Consider the following 17,530-nt stretch of genomic DNA (forward strand, 5'->3'; position numbering starts at 1 on the left):
AGCCGCACTTCGGACACCGGATAACGCCGTCGGGCCAGCGCAACGTCCGAACGCTGTCGTAGCACTTGGCCTCTTCCAAAAGGTGTGTCAGGGTTAGCATGAGATCGCAGAGCAGGTGCACTTTAGTGTTCAGCCTAGCGAATACATCATCTGCTTGCAGGTCACCTCCCTGAAACACCTATTGAGCCAAAATAAATTGAGCTTTAGCTAAAGCTGGAATACTGAGAGTGTTACTAAATCCTGCTTGGCTAACCCCCAATACCCTGGGCGAACCGCCGTTCGCCCCTACAGGTTAGCTGTTTGGAAGCCGGGGGTATGGAAGTCCGATGCAGTATTAGGGGTTTAATTGGCCCTGTTGATCAAGAGAAATAAATTGAGCTTTAGCTAAAGCTGGAATTCTGTGAGTGTTACTAAATTCGGCTTGGCTACCCCTAATACCTCTGGGCGAACCGCTGTAAGGCCTCCGGCCAGGCTGCGCCAACGCCCTACAGGTTGGTCGTGGTAATCAGGCGTATGGAACAGCCCTAGCGGGGTCTACTCCCTGGGTAGGTGAAGAAATGACTGAGTGCTAGCCGAGTTGTTGCGAAGACGATAGTCTTGAACACGAATAAGTAATCGCGCTCCCTAACCCCTAACCCCAGCCACTATGGATAAGCGATTGACGGATACCCAGGTGCAGCGCCTAGTGGCGGAGGTACAACGACTCTCTGATCGCCACCAGGCGGAGCTAGATGCAGCGGAGGTGCAGGATATTTTGCAGCAGCTCGACCTGTCACCCGAGTTTTTAGACGATGCCCTGGTGCAGCTCAAGCGCCAGGATGCTCTGGTGGTGCAGCAGCGTCGCAGGCGCTGGCTAGTCGCTGGGGTGGCGGGAGTGGTGGCGCTGGGGTTGGCCAGTTGGCTGTGGCTAGGGAGTCGACAGCAGCAGCAGCTCGCTCAGGTGGTGGCCCAGGGCGATCGCATTACCCTGAGCCAAGATGACGGCGGCAACCTCAGTCGGGTGGTGCCCCAGGTGGGCGGCAGTGAACTGGTCTATCGCATTACCCTGGCCGACGCCCCAGTGGGGGATCAGCTGGCGCTCTCCTGTAGCTGGACTGACCCCGATGGCCAGGTGGTGCACCAAAATCAGTACCGCACCAAGACCATTACCACGGCGGTGTGGCCCACCTACTGCCGCTACACGGTCGGCCCCGAGTCGCCCAAGGGGAATTGGACGGTGCAGGCCTTTGTAGGCGATCGCCAGCTTAGTGACGCCACCTTTAGCGTGGACTAGGGCTCTATGGGATGGGATGCGATCGCAGCGGCAGCAACCCAGGCCCAGGGCTGTATTGGTTACTGGGGCTACGGGGATGAAGACGATCTGGGGCGAGCCCTGAGCGATCTGCTGGCTCAAACCCAGCTGAATGCCTGGCAGCGCCGGAGCCTGCTCACGACCGAGGACAATGCCACCGAGGCCAATCGAATTGTCCTTTCGGCATCTGGAATAGATGCCGATGCCTGGCTCACGGCGACCCGCGATCGCCTCACCCTGGGGCGCGATGCCTTTGGCCGCATGCCCCTGTATTGGATGCAGCGCGACCAGGTGATTTGGTTTGCCTCGCGGCTGCAATGGCTACTGCCCCTGATGCGTTCCCAGGAGAAACCGTCTCCGGTCAACCTGGAAGCGTTGTACGGCTACAGCTGTCTTTCCTACGTGCCGACGCCCCTTACGCCGGTACAGGGGATCAATGCGCTGCCTGCGGGCCTTGAGCAAACTTGGGAGGGCGACGGCAATGGGCAGCTGGTGGAACAGAGCAGCCGCAGTCTGGTGAACTGGCGGGAAAGTCCGACCCAGCTTGAGGATGAGGCGACGGCGATCGCCCAGCTTCAGGATTTGCTGAAAACCGCTGTGGAGCGCCAGATTAGCGATCTGGGGAATGAGCCGGTCGGGGTGCTGCTGTCGGGCGGGCTAGATTCCTCCGTTGTGGCGGCGCTGCTGGTGCAGGCGGGGGTGCGGGTGCGCGCCTATACCCTCGATTTTGGGCTCAATTTGGGCGAAGGGGGGCTGCCGGAATGGCCTTACGCTGAGCAAGTGGCTCAATACCTAGGAATTCCACTGGTCAAGGTAGAAGCAACACCCCGCCGGATTCGCAAGGCATTATCAGCAACGGCGCGGGCGCTAGACACACCCTTTGGCGATGGGGTGACGGTCCCGCTGTACCTGCTCAACCAGACCGCCAGCCAGGAGGTGGGAGTGATTTTTAACGGTGAGGGGGGTGACCAACTGTTTGCGGGGTGGACGAACAAGCCGCTGATTGCCGCCAGTCTCTACCAGGCTGACCACCCCAAGGGCATCGAACCCTTTGCCCAGCAGTACCTGCGCACCTTCCATCGGCTGTGGGGCTATGAGGCCCAGGTGTTTCAGTCTGGGGTGTTGGTCGAAATTCAGGCGCTGCATCCCCAGGACTGGCTGTACCCGGCCCTTGACCCGACGGCGGGCCAGGGGCTGTTGCATCGGCTGCGGCGGGCCAGTTTGATGCTGAAGGGGGCACAGAATATTCATCCCCGGGCAACCAATTTGGCCCTAGCTCAGGGGCTGAGGGTGCGATCGCCCTTCTGCGACCCGGCCCTGGCCCAGTGGACCTTTGGCCTAGCCGGTACCCTCTGCCTTCAGGGGGCCTGCGAAAAGTACATTCTCAAGCGGGCGGTGGAATCCTGGCTGCCTGCTGACATTGTGTGGCGATCCAAGCGCGGCATGGGGGTGCCCTTAACCACTTGGTGTTTGAATGAATGGTGGGGCGATCTGGGCCATTGGCTGAATCCTGGGATGCTGGCTGCCGAGGGGCGCTGGCAGCCCGACCTCGCCCTGCGCACGGCAATGGGCGATCTCAGCGGTACCATTCAGGGGCGGCGGATTGGCGAAACTTTGTGGCTGCTGGTGATGTGGCAGCAGTGGCGATCGCAGGTGCTGGGCGAACCCTCAGAAAATCCGCTATGGCAGCACCCGTTTTGGTTACCACCCCAAGTTTGGAGATACCGCAAACGATGGCTTTAACTACCCAACTCAGCCCCCAAGTTATCCCCATGCCAACGGCGTTTCAGCCCTCGGTAGCGCTGGCGGCAGACCTGCTGCGGCTCTACGGGTCACCGCTCTACGTCTATGATGGCGATCGCCTCCAGCAGACCCTCCGCCACATTGCCCAGGCCATTCCCTACCGCCGCACCCGCTTTCACTTTGCCACCGTCACCAACGGCAGCGTGGCGCTGCTGAAAATTGTTCGGAATGCTGGCTGGGGGCTGCACGCCAACACCCCCGGCGATGTTTACCTGGGGCTACAGGCCGAGTTTGAGGCCGGGGCGATCGTCTACAGCGGCAGCAACCTCAGCCGCGACGATATGGCCCAGGTGTTGGCCTGGGGTGTCTCTACTCTAAATTTGGATAGCCTGACCCAGCTGGAGCAAATCTGTGAGATCTACCAAGCCCTAGACAACGCCGCCAAGCCCCCTTCCCTACGCCTGGGGCTGCGCCTTAACGAACCTGCCCTAACGGGAGACAGTCGCATTGGGGTGCGCCCCGAAGAGTTTGCTGCGGCCCAGTCCCTAGTCACCAGGGCCAACGAATCCATGGGTGCTCAAAACATTAAGCTCTGCGGGCTGCATTTTTACCGGGGCACGGGCACCAACGCCACCCAGGCCTTTACCCAGGTATTTGACCGGGTGATCGGCCTGGGACAGCAGCTCCCCGACTGGGCCGATCTGGATTTTGGCGGCGGCTTTGGCCACCCTTACCGCCATGGGGGCGTGGCCTTTGACTGGTCTGAGTTTGGGCAAGCAATTACCGCGAGGCTAAACCATCTGTCGCCACCGGTGGAACTGGTGATTGAGCCGGGGCGGGCTGCGATCGCAGGCTGCGCCGCCCTACTGACCACGGTGGTATCGGTGAAATGGCAGGGCGACAAACAAATCGCTGGAGTCGATACTACCGTGGCCAACCTGTCGGTGCCCTCTGTCCACGGCGGCTACCGCGAGATTGTTGCCCTGGTACCCAGCCCATCTCCCCAGACCTACCCCACCGATGTGTGCGGCAACACTACCTACTCCCGCGACTACCTGGGGCGCAACTGCCAGCTGCCGAAACTGGCCCCCGGTGACACCCTGGCCATTTTGGATGCGGGGGCCTACGGCTACGCCATGTCGTCTCACTTTTTGCACCGCCCGCGTCCGGCAGAAGTCCTTTTAGCGTCGGGACAGCACCGTCTGATTCGTCAGCGAGAAAGCTACCAAACGCTCATTCACAATCAAGTTTTTTAGCTTCTATTTTTTTAGCGCCTAGGGCAAAGGAAACGGTAATGAAATGCATTCAATGCGCGGCTGACAACAATCTCAAAGACCGCACCGCTAACCAGGGTCGCTGCAAAAACTGCAATCATCCCTTTGCCTTTGAACCCACCATCATGGATGTCAAAATCCGATTTACCGATGGTTTCTTTGCCAAGGCACTGGCCGACATTTCGGCCAATGACACGCTGTATTTCACCCCCAAACAACTGCTCTACCTATTAGAAAAGCGGCTAGGTCGCAGAGCGGCCGTGAGTGAGCGAGCGGCCAAAATTATTCCTGGCGTTTTTTTAGTCGCAATTGGCTTTTTTACCGCTGTCTTTGGCATTGGCCTGATCATAATTCCCATTGGTCTGTGGCTGATCATTTCCGGCCTGCGCCGACCGGTGCGGCGATCTGATCCCCATCGAGATATTGCCCTAACCAACACCATGGTGAATACCTGGCTCCAGCAGTGGCAGCGATATAATCCACCCCCAACCAAGCTGCTGCCGCCCCCCAGCGCTGCCGTAGCTCTCGCCCCCGCTGCTGACGATGTGACGGCCTACAGCTTTGATCGGGTATTGGTGTGCGACAGTGTGGCGATCGCCCAACTTCTAATCGCCAACAACATTCACTTTGAACACAACTGCGCGGTGCTGAGCATGACTGGCTATCCCCGCTCCATCTTCGCCACCACCATGGCCATGCTGCGCCGCAACCCAGACCTTCAGGTGATCGCACTGCACAACTGTAGCCCCCGAGGTATGGCCCTGGTGCACCAACTACGCACCAGCCCCGACTGGTTTGCTGAGAATACGCCGATGATTTTTGACCTGGGCCTGCTGCCGCGACAAATTGAAGCGGCCCGACAGCAGGCCTACATACAAGTCTCGACTGAGTCGGCCCAAGCGGCCAAATCCATGTCAGCCGAGGTGCGGCAATCCCTGTCAGAAACCGAGCTACAGTGGCTAGAGGCGGGGTATTTTGTCGAGCTAGAATCCTTCACTCCCCAAAAGCTGATCCAAATTGTCAGTCGCGGCATTGCCCGGCTGCAAAACCTGGGGGACAACGTTGACGAAAATTTGATTTTGGTCGGCGACGGCGGTGACAGCGGCAGCACCTTTATCTATGCCGCCGACAATTTTGGTTAACGGATACCAAATCCTATCTGTATACCCCCGGTTTGTAGGGGCGTAGCATGCTACGCCCCTACGAGGTTCCTGATTATGAACTGGGGTTTGCCAAATCGAATTTCGGATAATACAAATCCTGCTTGACTACCCCTGGTACCCCTGGGCGCACAGCGGTGCGCCCCTACCGGTTCGTCTTACCGCTGTTTGAGGTTGACTTGCAGCCAAATTTCTAGGCTGACCAGCAGCCACAGCTTGACGCCGTAGCGTCGCCACGGGTCGCCCTGATAGTTCAGCCATTGCTGAATCAGGGCTTGATTGAGGTAAGGTGCGATCGCCGCCCGCCGACTCAGCAGCAACTCCCTCGCTGCCTGCTTCCACTCACGCTGAAATCCGGCCTGCACGGGCACCATCATGCCGCTTTTGGGGCGCTTAAGAATGGCCTCGGGCAGCAGGTCGGCTACTGCTTGCTTGAGCACAGCCTTCTCCTCCACCCCTGACAGCTTGTACTGGGGGGGAATGGTCATACTCAGCTCGACAATGCGCGGGTCAAATAGGGGCGATCGCCCCTCGACCCCGGCAGCGCGGGTGAGGTTGCTGACTTTGGTCAAAATCTGGTCAGCCCCCTTGAATTTGATGTTCAGCGCCATCAGTCGATTCAGGTAGCTGGCCGACGAGTCTAAATCCTCGCTGAAGCAGGAGGGCTCATGCTGCACCAGCCCCCACAATTCGGGCTTGAGGAGCTGGGGCAGGTCGGCGGCACACTTGCGAAAGGCCAGTAGGTAAGCCTGAAGTGGGTCTTGGGGGCTGAGGGGGCCGTAGAGCTGGTTGATCAACATGGGCTGGTTTTTGGGGCCACCAAAGCAGGGGTCGCCCCCTTCGCCGTTGAGCACGACCGCAACCTGCTGTTGCGCCAGTTTACCCAGCAGTAGGTTGGGCACCGTTAACGGGTCGCCGATCGGGTCGTCGAGCCAGACCATAGCCTCAGGCAACTGATCCCACATTTGATGCAGGGGAATTTCGAGAATGTGATGCTGGGTGCCGCAGTGCTGGGCTACCAGACTCGAAAACTCTAGCTCGTTGGGGTAAGGGTCGCCAAAGTGAATAGAGTAGGTGTGGACGGAGTGAGCGTGAAACTTAGCTGCCAAAGCCGCGATCGCGCTAGAGTCGAGCCCGCCGGAGAGAAACACGCCCACCGGAGCCGCTGGCAGTGAGTCTTGGACGACTTGCTCAAGGTGCGATCGCAGCCGCTCCCCATGCCACTCCAATGATTGTTCTTGGCCCTCAGCCTCCAGCCGTTCCTCCAGGTGCCAGTAGGCTTGGCAATCATACCCAGGCCAGGAGAGCCAGGTGCCAGGGCGCAGCTCGCGCAGGTCTTGCCAGAGGGTGCGATCGCCCGGCACAAAGGCACAGCACAGGTAGTCGCGCAGGGCGATCGGGTCAAGCGCGTTAGAACGGTAGGGGGCCAGCGATCGCAGATCTCCAGCGGCCCAGCGGGTCGCCCCTTGGGGGGTGTAATACAGCGTTTTGGCCCCCACCGGGTCGCGCCCCAGCCACAATACCTGCCGCTCCCGATCCCACACCGCCAGGCTGAAGCAGCCTATAAGTTTCGCCAAGACCGTCGTTTGCCACCGTTCCCAGGCGGAGGCTACCAGCTGAACATCCGACAGTTGCAGTGAACTTTCTGAAGCTAGCTCGGACAGCAGCGATCGCCGATCCGAGAGCCAAATATCCCCCACGACGACGTAGCGGCGGGAGGGGCTGATCGCAAACTGACTCTCTACCGGACGGTCAGCGCCAACGGCGATCGCCAACGGCCCTTCCTGCCAGGTGGCTCCGTTCAATGGGGCTACCTGGCCCCAACCCACGCGCCAGGTGGGGGCAACTGGCAGCGGATACCTAATTGGGGATCTAGAAAACCGGAACATAAAGCCAGTCTAGGGGTCGCTATCAGAACAAGAGAGTGGCGAGCTTTTCGATTTCACCATAGCTTGCTGGCGCTGGTCGTAGAGCGATCGCATGCGCTGAACATAGCGTTCCAAATACCCCTCAGCGATGAAATCCATCAGCACCGTCTGCTCCAGGGGCAAAACCATGTAGCCAATTCGCAGAGCCGGAAACAGCACCTGCTAGAACTTGCCCAGGTTGAGCAGCGAGCAGTCAGTGCTCAACCTAGGTAACGCTGGAATGGGCCGCTTCTCGCACCGTGAAAGCGTTGACTTGAGTGCCTTCTAATACATCACTTACTGATAAATACACCTTGGTATCAGTTCATTACCTCAAGGGGCTTTTCTAGCTCTCACATATTTGCTTAAGACCCGCAGCAAATTCTTCAAAGGATGGGGTCAGGTCAGGAAGCATACGGCCCAGCAATGGTTCCAGTAAGCCACTAAACACTTCACACATGCTGAATTCGGTGGTGCCATCGGGTTGTGGGGTGAGGGTAAAGGTGCGATCGCCCCTGAATAGGTTGAGCGGTAAGCCACCACTCAATGTGAATGTTTTGGGTGGAACGAGGCTATTGACCTTAAGTGCCATGGGGCGCTGGGGCTTAGAGTTTGTAAAGAGTTGCAGCACTTTACCATTAGCAATCTGACCTTCAAGCCGATGGATGCCTGTCGCCCACTCTGAATAGCGAGCTGTATCGGTCAAAACAGACCAGACAGCTTCGGGGGGACGGGCAATTTTGATGCTTGCAGAAAAAGTTTTCATGATGACTGTGGCATGGCAAGGGACTAAATGATTAAGCCTACTCCCACGACAAATGGGTATCAGTACTCTACGCCCCGTTTGGTCAAGAAAACCCCTGCTGTGGCTATCCAATAGCTTGCGGCAGGGATGCAATCCGCCTAACGGTTTACCCTCGCTCTCTCAGCAGCAGCATGTCTTGAGTGGTGAAGTGCAGCCACTGGATCGCTTCTTTCAACGGTTTGGGCTCCAGGTTGTGGGCCACCATTGCAAAGCTAGTTACTAGCTCATCGTTCAGGCCCGATTGAATGTAGTCGCGCCAGTTGATGCCCAAGCCTTCTCTGAAGTGCTCGATGGCCATACGAAGCGTGTGGTTTTTGGGACGGTCAAAGTAGACCATCTCCACGTCTAGAACAGGCTCAGCAATCTTTTCAAACTCAGCTAGGGAGTTCTGGATAACTTTGATTCTGATCTCTGCTGTGATGGTCATAGTGCTCCTCCGCTACATCTACTCCAATCTATTTAATCCTGTTCACAGAAGGTCATCGATCGCCGCTGCTGTCGCCTCACCTGTTCGTACAGCACCATCGAAGAAACCAGGCCAGCGCTCAGCCATTTCTGTACCCGCCCAGTAAATTCGCCCGACCGGGGCGGCGAGGGCTTCACCATAGCTAGTCCATACGCCTGGGGGCATGAACGCAGCATAGCCGCCGCCAGTCCACGGTTTGCTAGGCCAGTCAACTTCATCGTAGGAGACAGGCGAAAGAGCTTCATGGCCAAAGTAATTGGCGAGGTCGGCAAGGACGGCAGCTTGGCGATCGCTCTCGCCCATAGACTGCCACACTCCATAGCGATCGCCCACGACAAATGCCGCCATTATCCCAACGCCTGTTTCTGGGTCAGAGCTATCGGCACAGAGTTCAATCCACGGGCAGTTTCCGATCGCAAGACCCGCCAGCCCCTGCTCCCGCCAAAATGGACGGTTATAGGAGACTAGTATCTTGGCGCAGCAGCCCATCGGCACTCGTTGGGTCAACTGTGCTCGCATCGGTGGCATAGGGGGATCGTAATGAATTCGACCTGCTAGATGTGGGGGCATGGCAACAACGGCATACTGTGCAGCGAAGTAGCCCTTTCTAGTTTCAACCTCCACTCCGTTCTCATCTTGGTTAATGCCCAGAACAGGTTCCCCCAGGCGAATGTTCTCGCCCAACTCAGCCGCCAGCTTGGCTGGCATCTGGCCCGCCCCACCCCGGATCAGCTCGGCCTCTGGATACTCTGCCTGTGACGCGCAGACGTGTCCCCAGAGCACATGGAGAAGCGATACCTGGCTGGGTTCTGCGGGACCAAGGAAGCCCACTGTACGCACCATATAGGCAAAGTACCAGTGCCCAAAAGCCGTTGTTGTATTCGCGTCAATCCACTGGGCGAAGGTCTGGCTATCTAGCTTTTGTGTGTGCTCATCACAGCGGGGATGGCCGGGGGATAAGGTTTTAGCCAGAGCTTCAAATCGCTCCCAGGCCGTCATAGCATCTTGCCATTCTTCCTGGCTTACCTGGGGGGGCTCTCCTTCGGGAAAACCCTCGAAGAAGCCGTCAAACTCGTAACGGATGCTATCAAACACCAGTACTTTCTTGCCCTCAGGGGCAAAAGGGAATCGACGGACGCCATACTCATCTAGTAACGCTAGAAACCGATCTTGAGTCGGCCCTACCCATTGTCCGCCGAAGTCAATCCACTGCCTTGATGGCAACAGCTTGCCAACCATTCGACCGCCTATGCTCTCTTGCGCTTCGATAACCAAAACGCTGTGCCCAGCCCGGTGTAGATTGCGGGCCGCGACCAGTCCAGACAATCCGGCCCCAACGACAATGCAATCATAGGCAGTTGGCATACTGGCATCCTTAACGTGGGAAGAACTCACTCAAGAAACTTTGGGTTAGGGCAATTGGGCCTTGTTAATGACAAGACTCTTAGCCCCAAGCACTCTAGCTTACTCGGGTCAGACTCAGCTAGAACGATTACTCCGCCGATGAGTATTGGCCGGAGCAAGGACTGGCGATGATCTATCTCTTCCGCAAAGTGTGGCGTGAAAGTGTGGCGTGAAGGCCTTGAAGTGGCGATCAAGATTAAAGGCTCTCAAGGTCAACGCCGGGTCGTCTGGCTCAAGGTCGAGCATCCCTTCAAGACCTGTGAACAGATGCGTCAGGAGTGCCTTGGTAAAGGCGGGAGTTTTTCCCAGTAATCAACACCTTGAGTGGTATCTAGTTTGGGAATGCTGGCTCCCGCCCAGCTTCTTTATATTCCTCAACCCCTTAGTCTCTAAACTTTTCAGAAATTTAGTGACTAATTATTGTCAGTCAGCCGAGGAAACCACTGGATTAACCGAGTTGATAGTTACAACTAAGTCATTGAAGTCATTGTCAGTCAGGTCTTCAAAGCTCCAGGTGTTACCCTCGCGCTTGACCCGCACGTTGCCCAGGGCAGCATCGTCAATAGTGGCCAGATTGGTCGAGCTACCGTTGATGAGCAGCGCTGGGGCATAAAATACGCCACCGGGTAGGTTGAAGTCGATATTAGCCGTAGTGTTGTTAGCCACGAACAGCTGAACATCGAGCAGATTGGTGGCAACAGCATCCTCATAACCCGCTTCTCCGGGTAGCAGCCCGGCTACGAACCCTCTGGCATCGGTTTCGTAGAACTTCAGGATGTTGCTGAAGGACGCTTCTCGGGAAGCGGTGACATTCACCGTAACATCACCGTCAAACCCGGTTAGGTCAACTAGTTCTAGTATTGGTGCTTCAATGATTTCAGGCGTATTGTCTAAAAATGTGACGCCAATGGGGCGATTGAGTAAGGGCGTAATTGGTACCAGCACGTCAAACGGAGATTTCGGGGTGCCATCGTTTTCTCCAAATAACAAAACAGCACCTTCTTCGGTTGAAACATCAAACCCAACCGTTAGCAAATTTCCGGTAGATGAAAAATCTAGGTTGCCGATGAAGTTATTGCTAGGCGACTCGCCAGTAGTAAAATTTGTGCTTAAGCGCTCGATCAAATCTCCTGTTTCGACATCGAAGCGCAGTATATCTCCAGCAAAATCACTGACATAAAGGTCGCCATCGACAGGCCCCACTTCCAGGCCTAGCAAACTAACAAAGCCAAAGCTTTCTGAAGACGGATCAGGTGTCGCAAATATAGTAGGCGTCGTACCTGGTGCTAGGGTGTCATAGCGAAGGATCTGACTTGGTAGGCCAGCACTAAACGATGGGAAAATATCCCCGGTATCGGAATCTTCAGTTGCAATGCTGCCTTGAGTGGTGACGTACAAACTTTCATTGATGAAGAGCAAACCGTCAGGGCCGTTTAATCCACCTGCCAGGCCATTGCCTTCGGCAAATATATCAAGGAATGCTCCCGTCTTACCGTCATAGCGAAGAATCTGATCGCTCAAGAAGCTAGCTACATATAGATTTCCATCTGGCCCAAAGGCAAGCTCATAGGGACGAACGAGACCTCCAGTTTCGTCAATATCAGTGGTGGGGTCATCACTGATAAAGGCATCGATAAATGCTCCAGTTGTTCCATCAAATCGTAGAACAGATGAGGTTCCAGGCTTGGTGCCATTCGTGATATACAAATCCTTTAGGCGATCGCCATTGGCATCAGGCCCAAAGAGTAAGGTGTCGGGATCATCTAACAGGCCGCTTTCAGCAGAAATAAAATCTCCTAACAGTTCTCCCGAGGAAAAGTCAAACAGAGTTACATTATTTCCTCTCGTATTGCCAACCAGAAAAAAGTTGTCTGCTATTGCCATTGGTATATGCCCTGTAATTTGCTGAAGCATTTATGAATGCGCCGATTCATTGCCATCGTGAGTTAAAAACCACAACGACAAGGAATTGAGCCTATAGGTATTGGATCAAGATTCATTAGGATTATAGCGGTGTTCCTAAATATAAGACATGCCAAAAGTCTTGAAATCCTAATCTAACAAGGGCTAGATTGCAAAACAAATGGCTATGTTTTATGTTTAGAAGAATCAGTAGTGCAGCATAAAATCTAATTCTCTAGACTTGTGCCAGAAAATTGTCGAGATCTACGGAAACGAGCTGATCTTCCAGCGGCGATCGTGCCCCAGTTTTGGGTCATCTAAAGCGTTGCCACAAGACTGCTCAAACATTATCGGAAGACCAGGTTACCGGCCCCAAGTTCTCAGGTCGCTTGTCTACAACCTCTCAGTCCATGGCAAGTTCAATGGGCTAAAAACCTCTTGGAATGGCTAAAACGCATTAGAGTCGCTAGAAAGAACAGAAGGAAGAGGCTGCGGATAACTCATGACCTTCACAGTCGGCAGTTCTCCCCAGTGGGTCGTATAGCGCTGGGAGAAGTAGTCTGACCGCATCGCCCAGGTGGGCTTTAGACCCATTGCGCCAAACTTTACAGCATCCGGGCTGAGCTTGCGGTTGAGGCTGTCTACGGCCTGCATCAGGCGATCGCGCTTCTTTGTATCCGCCGGGGCGGCGAACAAGTTGCCCTGCACCTCGCCTGCTGGGCTTAACTCAGTGGCTATGACTTTGGCCTTCAGGTACTCATAGCCTGGGGTAAAGGCGGCTTCAGCTAGCCTCATCGCCTCGTGAATGAGCACCGCTGTATCGTTGGTGGGTTGGTCAAGCTCGACCGAGCGGGCGGCGGAGTATTGGTTCTCGGGGCGGTAGTAGCTGGTACGCATCGAGACGGTGAATTGTCCTGCCACCAGACCATCAGCTCTAAGCTTTTCGGCGCAGCGAGTAGTGTAGGTGGCCACCGCCTCTTTAATGTCGGAGAGTTCTGTGACCAGGTGGCCAAAGGAACGCGAGACAATCCGCATGGTCTTAGGGCTAGCCACCGGCTCCATAGGGAAACAGGGGGTGCCGCGCAACTCTAGAACAGTTCTCAGGCCCAGTACCCCAAACTTCTTCTTGATCCGCGTCTTATCAGCATTCTTGAGCTGAAGCACATTGGTAATGCCCATCGCCTTGAGTTTGGCCTTGAGGTTGCGGCCAATGCCCCACACCTCGCCCACGTCGATGCTGGCCAGCACTGCGTTTGGGTCGGCCAACGCTTCAAAGTTGAGCACTCCATTCAGGTTAGGATAGCGCTTGGCCTCGTGGGCTGCTAGCTTGGCCAGGGTCTTGGTTTTGGCAATGCCCACCGATACCGGGATGCCCGTCCACTGCTTGACGGTGGTGCGAATCTTTTGGCCGTAGTCGCCCAGGTCGGCTTTGGTGAACCCGTGCAGGCCCAGGAAGGCTTCGTCGATAGAGTACTGCTCGACCTCCGGGCTGAAGTGCTGGAGAGTTTGGATCACCCGGCGCGACATGTCTCTGTAGAGGATCGGGTTGGATGAGAAGGCGTGGATGGTACCCCGGTTCACCAGGTCTTGAATAGAGAATAGCGTCGCCTGCATGGCCACCAGTGATTTGGCTTCGGGCGATCGCGCCACGACACAGCCATCGTTGTTAGAGAGCACCACCACAGGTTTGCCCTCCAGGGCGGGGCGGAAAACCTTCTCACAGGAAGCGAAAAATGAGTTGCAGTCTACCAGGGCAAACATGGCTTGACCCCATGGAGAACAGGAATTTACAGCATTAGAGGCAGTGGAGATAGATGCAGTAGTATCCTCATACTATCCTCTGTGGCGATCAGCATTCTACTGTCCTGTGAGACTGTCTTATCGTCACCAGCGCTAAAGCTTGGGCAAACGACATCTGGGCTGTTGCGATCGCAACGGGACGTGATCTCGGTCAGCGTAACCGGCCTATTGCCTCACGCCCTGGCTCCAAAACTATCACCAGCTAACCAGTACCGCTGTCACCCCGGCAGATGGGCATTCAGGCGACTATTGATTCATTGAGACAAACCACTCGTCACTCAGGAGCCCTCAACTATGCAACTCACCTATCGCGGCCATTCCTATGAAGCCTCTACCCCCGCTGTTGATGCGATCGCAACTGGGGAAACCGCAACCTTCATGGGCCGTCCCTACGCCCGCAAGCAGTTCACCGTTGCTCAGCGTCAGCAGCCCGCTGAATTGACCTATCGTGGCGTTCGCTACGCCCGGTAGACGACAGATTTCCTCCTCTAGAACAACGACCTTCCTACCCCGCTGGCGACAGTGGGGTTTTTTGTAGCGTTAGATCTTGCGGATAAGAGTAGTGACAACGCCCCAAACCTCTATATCTAGCGTTTGTCCAAGTTCCCAGCCTATAGCAGGCACTAATTTGCCGTGGTGTTTCTGGAGTCTGAGGACTTGGAGAGAGCCAGCGATCGCTGCTACGACCAGAGAGCCATCCTGGGCCGTTTGGGAGCGATCGACCACCAGCAGATCTCCCGGCTGCACCTCCTGGTCAGCCACCATGTCCCCCTCGACCCGCATGAAGAAGGTGGCGGCGGGATTGTGGATCAGGTGTTGGTTAAGGTCTAGGCTTTGCTCGATGGCATCGCCGGGGATGGGAAAGGCCATAGGAAAAGAGAGAGAAGTCTGTCCATGCTATTTGGCCTAGGGCGGGATTGTCTTGTTGTCTCGCGAGACTGTCCTGCGCGAATGCTGTCACCTCGCTAGCAGTCGCCCTAATAGAAGCAGACAAGCGACCCCTAGCAGTGGTGTAGAGATGGCCACCACACGGGCAGAGAGCCAGGGCGGTAGGTAGATGTCTTGAATGGTTTGCCCAGCGGGGGTGAGGTCTTCAGCCCAAGTTCTGAGGGGACAGCGAAAACTGTTGGTAGCGTAGATCACCACCTCGATGCTGATGAGGCCAAAGGCGATCGCTGTCCAGATCGTGAGCCGATTCGTGAGGCCGCAATACAGCAGGAACAGGATGGCCCCAAACATCACCACGAAAACGAGGGTATGGAATAGCCGCACCCAAGTTATCAGCATGGCCTCTCTCTACAGACTCTCTTTGTCCCATCTTATCTGTTCTGAGTGACAACACTCCGGACAGATTGAGGAGGCTGTGGTCCTAGTCTAGGCGGCTATAACCCCGTAGTTCAGGAGCGTCTGGTCGTTGGGATGGGATTTAATCAAAGTCGGCTCCAGCGCAAACGTGGCTGTAAATAGGTCGAGAAGATGGGCATTGAGGGCCTGCCGTTTGAAGGAGGCGATAGAGAAACTGAGCGGTTCAGCGGGTTCACCCTGAGCTTGAGTCGATTGCAGGGCGGCTTTGGCCACATTGAGGGCCATTAGACTGGCGTTGACATGGGAATCGAGTGCTTCGGGAGAGCGGGCTTGGCAATCGGCAAAGCCTGTGAATTGGCGAGCATCGCGGAAGATAAATTCGATTTGGAACCGCGCCGCGTAGCCTTGATAGATCGCCGTGGGGTCACCGTCGATATCGGTGGAGAACAGAACGACGTAGCTCCGTCGCCCTTCTTGATCCTTGAGCAGATAGGCCAAGCGGATGCGGCGCTTGAGGCTGACTGACCAAACGACAGCGGTGTAGAGGGACACCCCCTCCTCTAGGGTCTTGACTAAGGTGAAACGACTGGGGTCAGACAGGTTAACCTTGCCGTCATAGCGACGGCGGTTGCCCCGTCGCTTCTGGGGACCCGCATAGAGAAACTTGAGGTTGGCATCGCTGCGCAACCGCCCGATAGAGTGGAAGCCCAGTTGTACAACACCGGTGACCCATTTGTACTTGCTGTAGAAGCCATCGGCCACCACGTAGCGAATCCTCGCCGGGAAGTAGGCCGCGCAATAGGCCAGATGCCCCAGATAGAAGTCGACTCGGCTTTTGGGGGGCGTCGACCCATCAGCCGAAACGGGGGCCTGAGCACCCAGTCCCGCTTCGGTTTGTTGAGCCGAGAGCGCATAGCCCGTCTTCTGCGCTAGATCAACGACCGCGACCACTGACCATTCCAACCCTCGCTCGGCTCGCTGCGTTTTGCCGTTATAGAACCAGTCCAGCCCATAGGTGTGGCGGCCACTTTTCTCTGTAAAGGTACAATCCACCACCACAATTTGGGCGCTGTCATCGGCGCTCACCTGCTCAATCAGGGCTTGGTTCAAGCCTTCTAGCCCGAGTCCAGCCTCAAACTGTCGCCGGTACGTGCGCTCACAGTAGTCGCTGTATCGACTTAGGTTGGTGTAGTTGACCTTGATGACCACGATTTTCGTGGTCATCAAGGTCATCAGAAACTGGCGTTGCGGTTTGCTAAATGGCCTGCTGTCGTCAGCAGACCCGCTACTATGCTCTTGAGGCTATCCATCGGTGCACCGTGTTTTTCTTGCACCTGCACTCTATAAGGTGGATAGCTTTTCTCCAACCCAACCCCAAAAACTGTCCGGAGTATTGGAGTGAACAACTATCTGAATATTTCAGAACTAAACACTAATTTTCTGGTATTTCATTTATTCAAGTTTTCTATGTATTTTTAAGATGTCTACCGTTTACCACCTCAGGGTTTAATTATGTCACAGAAAAATGATTTATTCGCTCCTGTTAAGGCGCTTTTTGGTCTAGTTGATCTGAGCCTTGCATTACTGGGATTATCTTTCGTTGGGCTTCTTATCTTTGATGCCTATACCTCTCGCTCCAATCTGCCAGAGGCCACGTGGTATGCCATACGCAGAAATCCCCCAGCCTATCCACAGGAAATAGCAACTGACATAGAACGAATGAGGGATGAAATCCATGCTGAGATTCGCGAAGAGCTAGAGAACAGCGAAACTGGCTGCATTTCTTTCGCAAATGTTCAAAATGCTATCTGCGTCGGCCCGAGACAAACGGTGAGAATGTTCTAGCTCATTTCCATACTTGTTTGGAAAAGCTAGTCAGTTCATCATGCAATGAGACATGATGAACTGACTGTTTTCTGTCTCTCGCTAGCCAGAGATTTTCTTTATGCTTAGCTCACCTGGGCCTACGCCAAATACCACTCTACTGACCAATCAGGCGGGTTTGGAATGGTGTTGTAGCCCTGGTCAGCAGCCCGCCGATACCAGACCAGTTCTGATAATGGAAGTCCACGTAGCTGGGTACCATCAGCCCCTTGGCCACGTACTCAGGATGAATAAATAGCTGTCCTTCGTCGTCGTAAAGGTGGAGCCTGGCGTTGCGCATTTTCCACGCCGACTGTGCTCCGTTCTTCTCAGCCCTATTGAAGCGGAAGCCGTAGCGCTTGAAGGATGCGCGCGCGCGCCGATGGTCATTTGGGCACGGCCCCGGTGATAAGTAGGGAGTTTGAATTAAACGTAAGATGGGAGGGTTAACTAGAAAGCCCCCTTATGCCCGCCCCATTGCGTATCATTTTGACCGAGGAGGAAGACCGTACCTTAAGTGAACTGCGGCAAGCTCAGACAGTTCCTTATCGGACCCGTGACCGTGCGCATATGCTGCGCTTGAATGCTCAAGGGCTGAACGTGCCTGCTA

General features: G+C 55.5%; 19 protein-coding genes. 7 read left to right on the top strand and 12 right to left on the bottom strand.

The annotated features are described in order from the left end of the window. Positions 1-100: transposase (locus IQ273_RS35845; RefSeq protein WP_194021068.1), on the bottom strand; the 100-nt coding region annotated here is incomplete at its 3' end. 546 nt (positions 101-646) lie between these two features. On the opposite strand from IQ273_RS35845, the gene IQ273_RS18140 reads away from it, so the two are divergent. Genes IQ273_RS18140 through IQ273_RS18155 form a run of 4 tightly spaced genes read left to right on the top strand, consistent with a single transcriptional unit; the run spans position 647 to position 5,450 of the window. Next, entirely contained in the window at positions 647-1,273 is a 627-nt protein-coding gene (locus IQ273_RS18140) for a DUF3859 domain-containing protein (RefSeq protein WP_194024571.1), read from the top strand. Between the two features lie 6 nt (positions 1,274-1,279). After that, a complete protein-coding gene (locus tag IQ273_RS18145) occupies positions 1,280-3,034 on the top strand; it encodes an asparagine synthetase B (protein WP_194024572.1) in 1,755 nt (584 codons plus the stop codon). Beyond that, positions 3,025-4,290 (top strand): decarboxylase, encoded by a 1,266-nt coding sequence (locus IQ273_RS18150; RefSeq protein ID WP_228053329.1) that lies wholly within the window; start codon positions 3,025-3,027, stop codon positions 4,288-4,290. The genes IQ273_RS18145 and IQ273_RS18150 overlap by 10 nt, the downstream gene beginning before the upstream one ends. 38 nt (positions 4,291-4,328) lie before the next feature. Then, the gene (locus IQ273_RS18155; RefSeq protein ID WP_194024573.1) at positions 4,329-5,450 is read left to right on the top strand and encodes a hypothetical protein; all 1,122 of its coding nucleotides are present in this window, start codon (positions 4,329-4,331) and stop codon (positions 5,448-5,450) included. Between the two features lie 176 nt (positions 5,451-5,626). Here the strand turns inward: IQ273_RS18155 and IQ273_RS18160 are convergent, their stop codons facing one another. The 5 genes from IQ273_RS18160 to IQ273_RS18180 all read right to left on the bottom strand — a co-directional run bounded on the left by IQ273_RS18160 (position 5,627) and on the right by IQ273_RS18180 (position 10,011). After that, on the bottom strand, positions 5,627-7,357 hold the full coding sequence (locus IQ273_RS18160; protein ID WP_194024574.1) for an asparagine synthase-related protein: 1,731 nt from the start codon (positions 7,355-7,357) through the stop codon (positions 5,627-5,629). 9 nt (positions 7,358-7,366) lie between these two features. Next, a complete protein-coding gene (locus tag IQ273_RS18165; protein ID WP_194024575.1) occupies positions 7,367-7,555 on the bottom strand; it encodes a hypothetical protein in 189 nt (62 codons plus the stop codon). Positions 7,556-7,721: 166 nt separating this feature from the next. Beyond that, positions 7,722-8,141, bottom strand: a complete 420-nt coding sequence (locus IQ273_RS18170) for an SRPBCC domain-containing protein (RefSeq protein ID WP_194024576.1) — start codon at positions 8,139-8,141, stop codon at positions 7,722-7,724. Positions 8,142-8,286: 145 nt separating this feature from the next. Beyond that, positions 8,287-8,607 carry a hypothetical protein gene (locus IQ273_RS18175; RefSeq protein WP_194024577.1) on the bottom strand — a complete coding sequence of 107 codons (321 nt, stop codon included), beginning with the start codon at positions 8,605-8,607 and terminating at the stop codon, positions 8,287-8,289. Between the two features lie 42 nt (positions 8,608-8,649). Next, entirely contained in the window at positions 8,650-10,011 is a 1,362-nt protein-coding gene (locus IQ273_RS18180; RefSeq protein ID WP_194024578.1) for a flavin monoamine oxidase family protein, read from the bottom strand. Between the two features lie 195 nt (positions 10,012-10,206). On the opposite strand from IQ273_RS18180, the gene IQ273_RS33795 reads away from it, so the two are divergent. Then, a complete protein-coding gene (locus tag IQ273_RS33795; protein WP_228053333.1) occupies positions 10,207-10,362 on the top strand; it encodes a hypothetical protein in 156 nt (51 codons plus the stop codon). A gap of 111 nt (positions 10,363-10,473) precedes the next feature. Here the strand turns inward: IQ273_RS33795 and IQ273_RS18185 are convergent, their stop codons facing one another. Beyond that, positions 10,474-11,934: a hypothetical protein gene (locus IQ273_RS18185; RefSeq protein WP_194024579.1), complete on the bottom strand. Its 1,461-nt coding sequence runs from the start codon at positions 11,932-11,934 to the stop codon at positions 10,474-10,476. Positions 11,935-12,399: 465 nt separating this feature from the next. Then, positions 12,400-13,713, bottom strand: a complete 1,314-nt coding sequence (locus IQ273_RS18190) for a Y-family DNA polymerase (protein WP_194024580.1) — start codon at positions 13,711-13,713, stop codon at positions 12,400-12,402. A gap of 333 nt (positions 13,714-14,046) precedes the next feature. Here IQ273_RS18190 and IQ273_RS18195 point away from each other — a divergent pair, with 333 nt between their 5' ends. Beyond that, positions 14,047-14,223 (top strand): DUF4278 domain-containing protein, encoded by a 177-nt coding sequence (locus IQ273_RS18195; RefSeq protein ID WP_194024581.1) that lies wholly within the window; start codon positions 14,047-14,049, stop codon positions 14,221-14,223. 69 nt (positions 14,224-14,292) lie between these two features. Here IQ273_RS18195 and IQ273_RS18200 read toward each other — a convergent pair whose 3' ends face one another. The 3 genes from IQ273_RS18200 to IQ273_RS18210 form a co-directional block, all read right to left on the bottom strand. Then, entirely contained in the window at positions 14,293-14,622 is a 330-nt protein-coding gene (locus IQ273_RS18200) for a LexA family transcriptional regulator (protein WP_194024582.1), read from the bottom strand. Positions 14,623-14,709: 87 nt separating this feature from the next. Continuing rightward, positions 14,710-15,039: a hypothetical protein gene (locus IQ273_RS18205; RefSeq protein WP_194024583.1), complete on the bottom strand. Its 330-nt coding sequence runs from the start codon at positions 15,037-15,039 to the stop codon at positions 14,710-14,712. A gap of 87 nt (positions 15,040-15,126) precedes the next feature. Further along, positions 15,127-16,281, bottom strand: coding sequence for a transposase (locus tag IQ273_RS18210; protein ID WP_228053332.1), 1,155 nt, complete (start codon positions 16,279-16,281; stop codon positions 15,127-15,129). Positions 16,282-16,569: 288 nt separating this feature from the next. Between IQ273_RS18210 and IQ273_RS18215 the strand changes: the two genes are divergently transcribed. Beyond that, entirely contained in the window at positions 16,570-16,902 is a 333-nt protein-coding gene (locus tag IQ273_RS18215; protein ID WP_194024584.1) for a hypothetical protein, read from the top strand. Between the two features lie 136 nt (positions 16,903-17,038). Here IQ273_RS18215 and IQ273_RS18220 read toward each other — a convergent pair whose 3' ends face one another. After that, on the bottom strand, positions 17,039-17,221 hold the full coding sequence (locus tag IQ273_RS18220) for a hypothetical protein (RefSeq protein WP_194024585.1): 183 nt from the start codon (positions 17,219-17,221) through the stop codon (positions 17,039-17,041). Positions 17,222-17,530 lie beyond the last annotated feature (309 nt).

This window comes from Nodosilinea sp. LEGE 07298 (genome assembly GCF_015207265.1).
Classification (GTDB): domain Bacteria; phylum Cyanobacteriota; class Cyanobacteriia; order Phormidesmidales; family Phormidesmidaceae; genus Nodosilinea.

Bases quoted from the DNA above. Each gene is read 5' to 3' on its own strand.
- IQ273_RS18140 (WP_194024571.1), top strand. From the start codon at position 647: ATGGATAAGCGATTGACGGATACCCAGGTGCAGCGCCTAGTGGCGGAG.
- IQ273_RS18145 (WP_194024572.1), top strand. From the start codon at position 1,280: ATGGGATGGGATGCGATCGCAGCGGCAGCAACCCAGGCCCAGGGCTGT.
- IQ273_RS18150 (WP_228053329.1), top strand. From the start codon at position 3,025: ATGGCTTTAACTACCCAACTCAGCCCCCAAGTTATCCCCATGCCAACG.
- IQ273_RS18155 (WP_194024573.1), top strand. From the start codon at position 4,329: ATGAAATGCATTCAATGCGCGGCTGACAACAATCTCAAAGACCGCACC.
- IQ273_RS18160 (WP_194024574.1), bottom strand. From the start codon at position 7,357: ATGTTCCGGTTTTCTAGATCCCCAATTAGGTATCCGCTGCCAGTTGCC.
- IQ273_RS18170 (WP_194024576.1), bottom strand. From the start codon at position 8,141: ATGAAAACTTTTTCTGCAAGCATCAAAATTGCCCGTCCCCCCGAAGCT.
- IQ273_RS18175 (WP_194024577.1), bottom strand. From the start codon at position 8,607: ATGACCATCACAGCAGAGATCAGAATCAAAGTTATCCAGAACTCCCTA.
- IQ273_RS18180 (WP_194024578.1), bottom strand. From the start codon at position 10,011: ATGCCAACTGCCTATGATTGCATTGTCGTTGGGGCCGGATTGTCTGGA.
- IQ273_RS18185 (WP_194024579.1), bottom strand. From the start codon at position 11,934: ATGGCAATAGCAGACAACTTTTTTCTGGTTGGCAATACGAGAGGAAAT.
- IQ273_RS18190 (WP_194024580.1), bottom strand. From the start codon at position 13,713: ATGTTTGCCCTGGTAGACTGCAACTCATTTTTCGCTTCCTGTGAGAAG.
- IQ273_RS18195 (WP_194024581.1), top strand. From the start codon at position 14,047: ATGCAACTCACCTATCGCGGCCATTCCTATGAAGCCTCTACCCCCGCT.
- IQ273_RS18200 (WP_194024582.1), bottom strand. From the start codon at position 14,622: ATGGCCTTTCCCATCCCCGGCGATGCCATCGAGCAAAGCCTAGACCTT.
- IQ273_RS18205 (WP_194024583.1), bottom strand. From the start codon at position 15,039: ATGCTGATAACTTGGGTGCGGCTATTCCATACCCTCGTTTTCGTGGTG.
- IQ273_RS18210 (WP_228053332.1), bottom strand. From the start codon at position 16,281: ATGACCACGAAAATCGTGGTCATCAAGGTCAACTACACCAACCTAAGT.
- IQ273_RS18215 (WP_194024584.1), top strand. From the start codon at position 16,570: ATGTCACAGAAAAATGATTTATTCGCTCCTGTTAAGGCGCTTTTTGGT.
- IQ273_RS18220 (WP_194024585.1), bottom strand. From the start codon at position 17,221: ATGCGCAACGCCAGGCTCCACCTTTACGACGACGAAGGACAGCTATTT.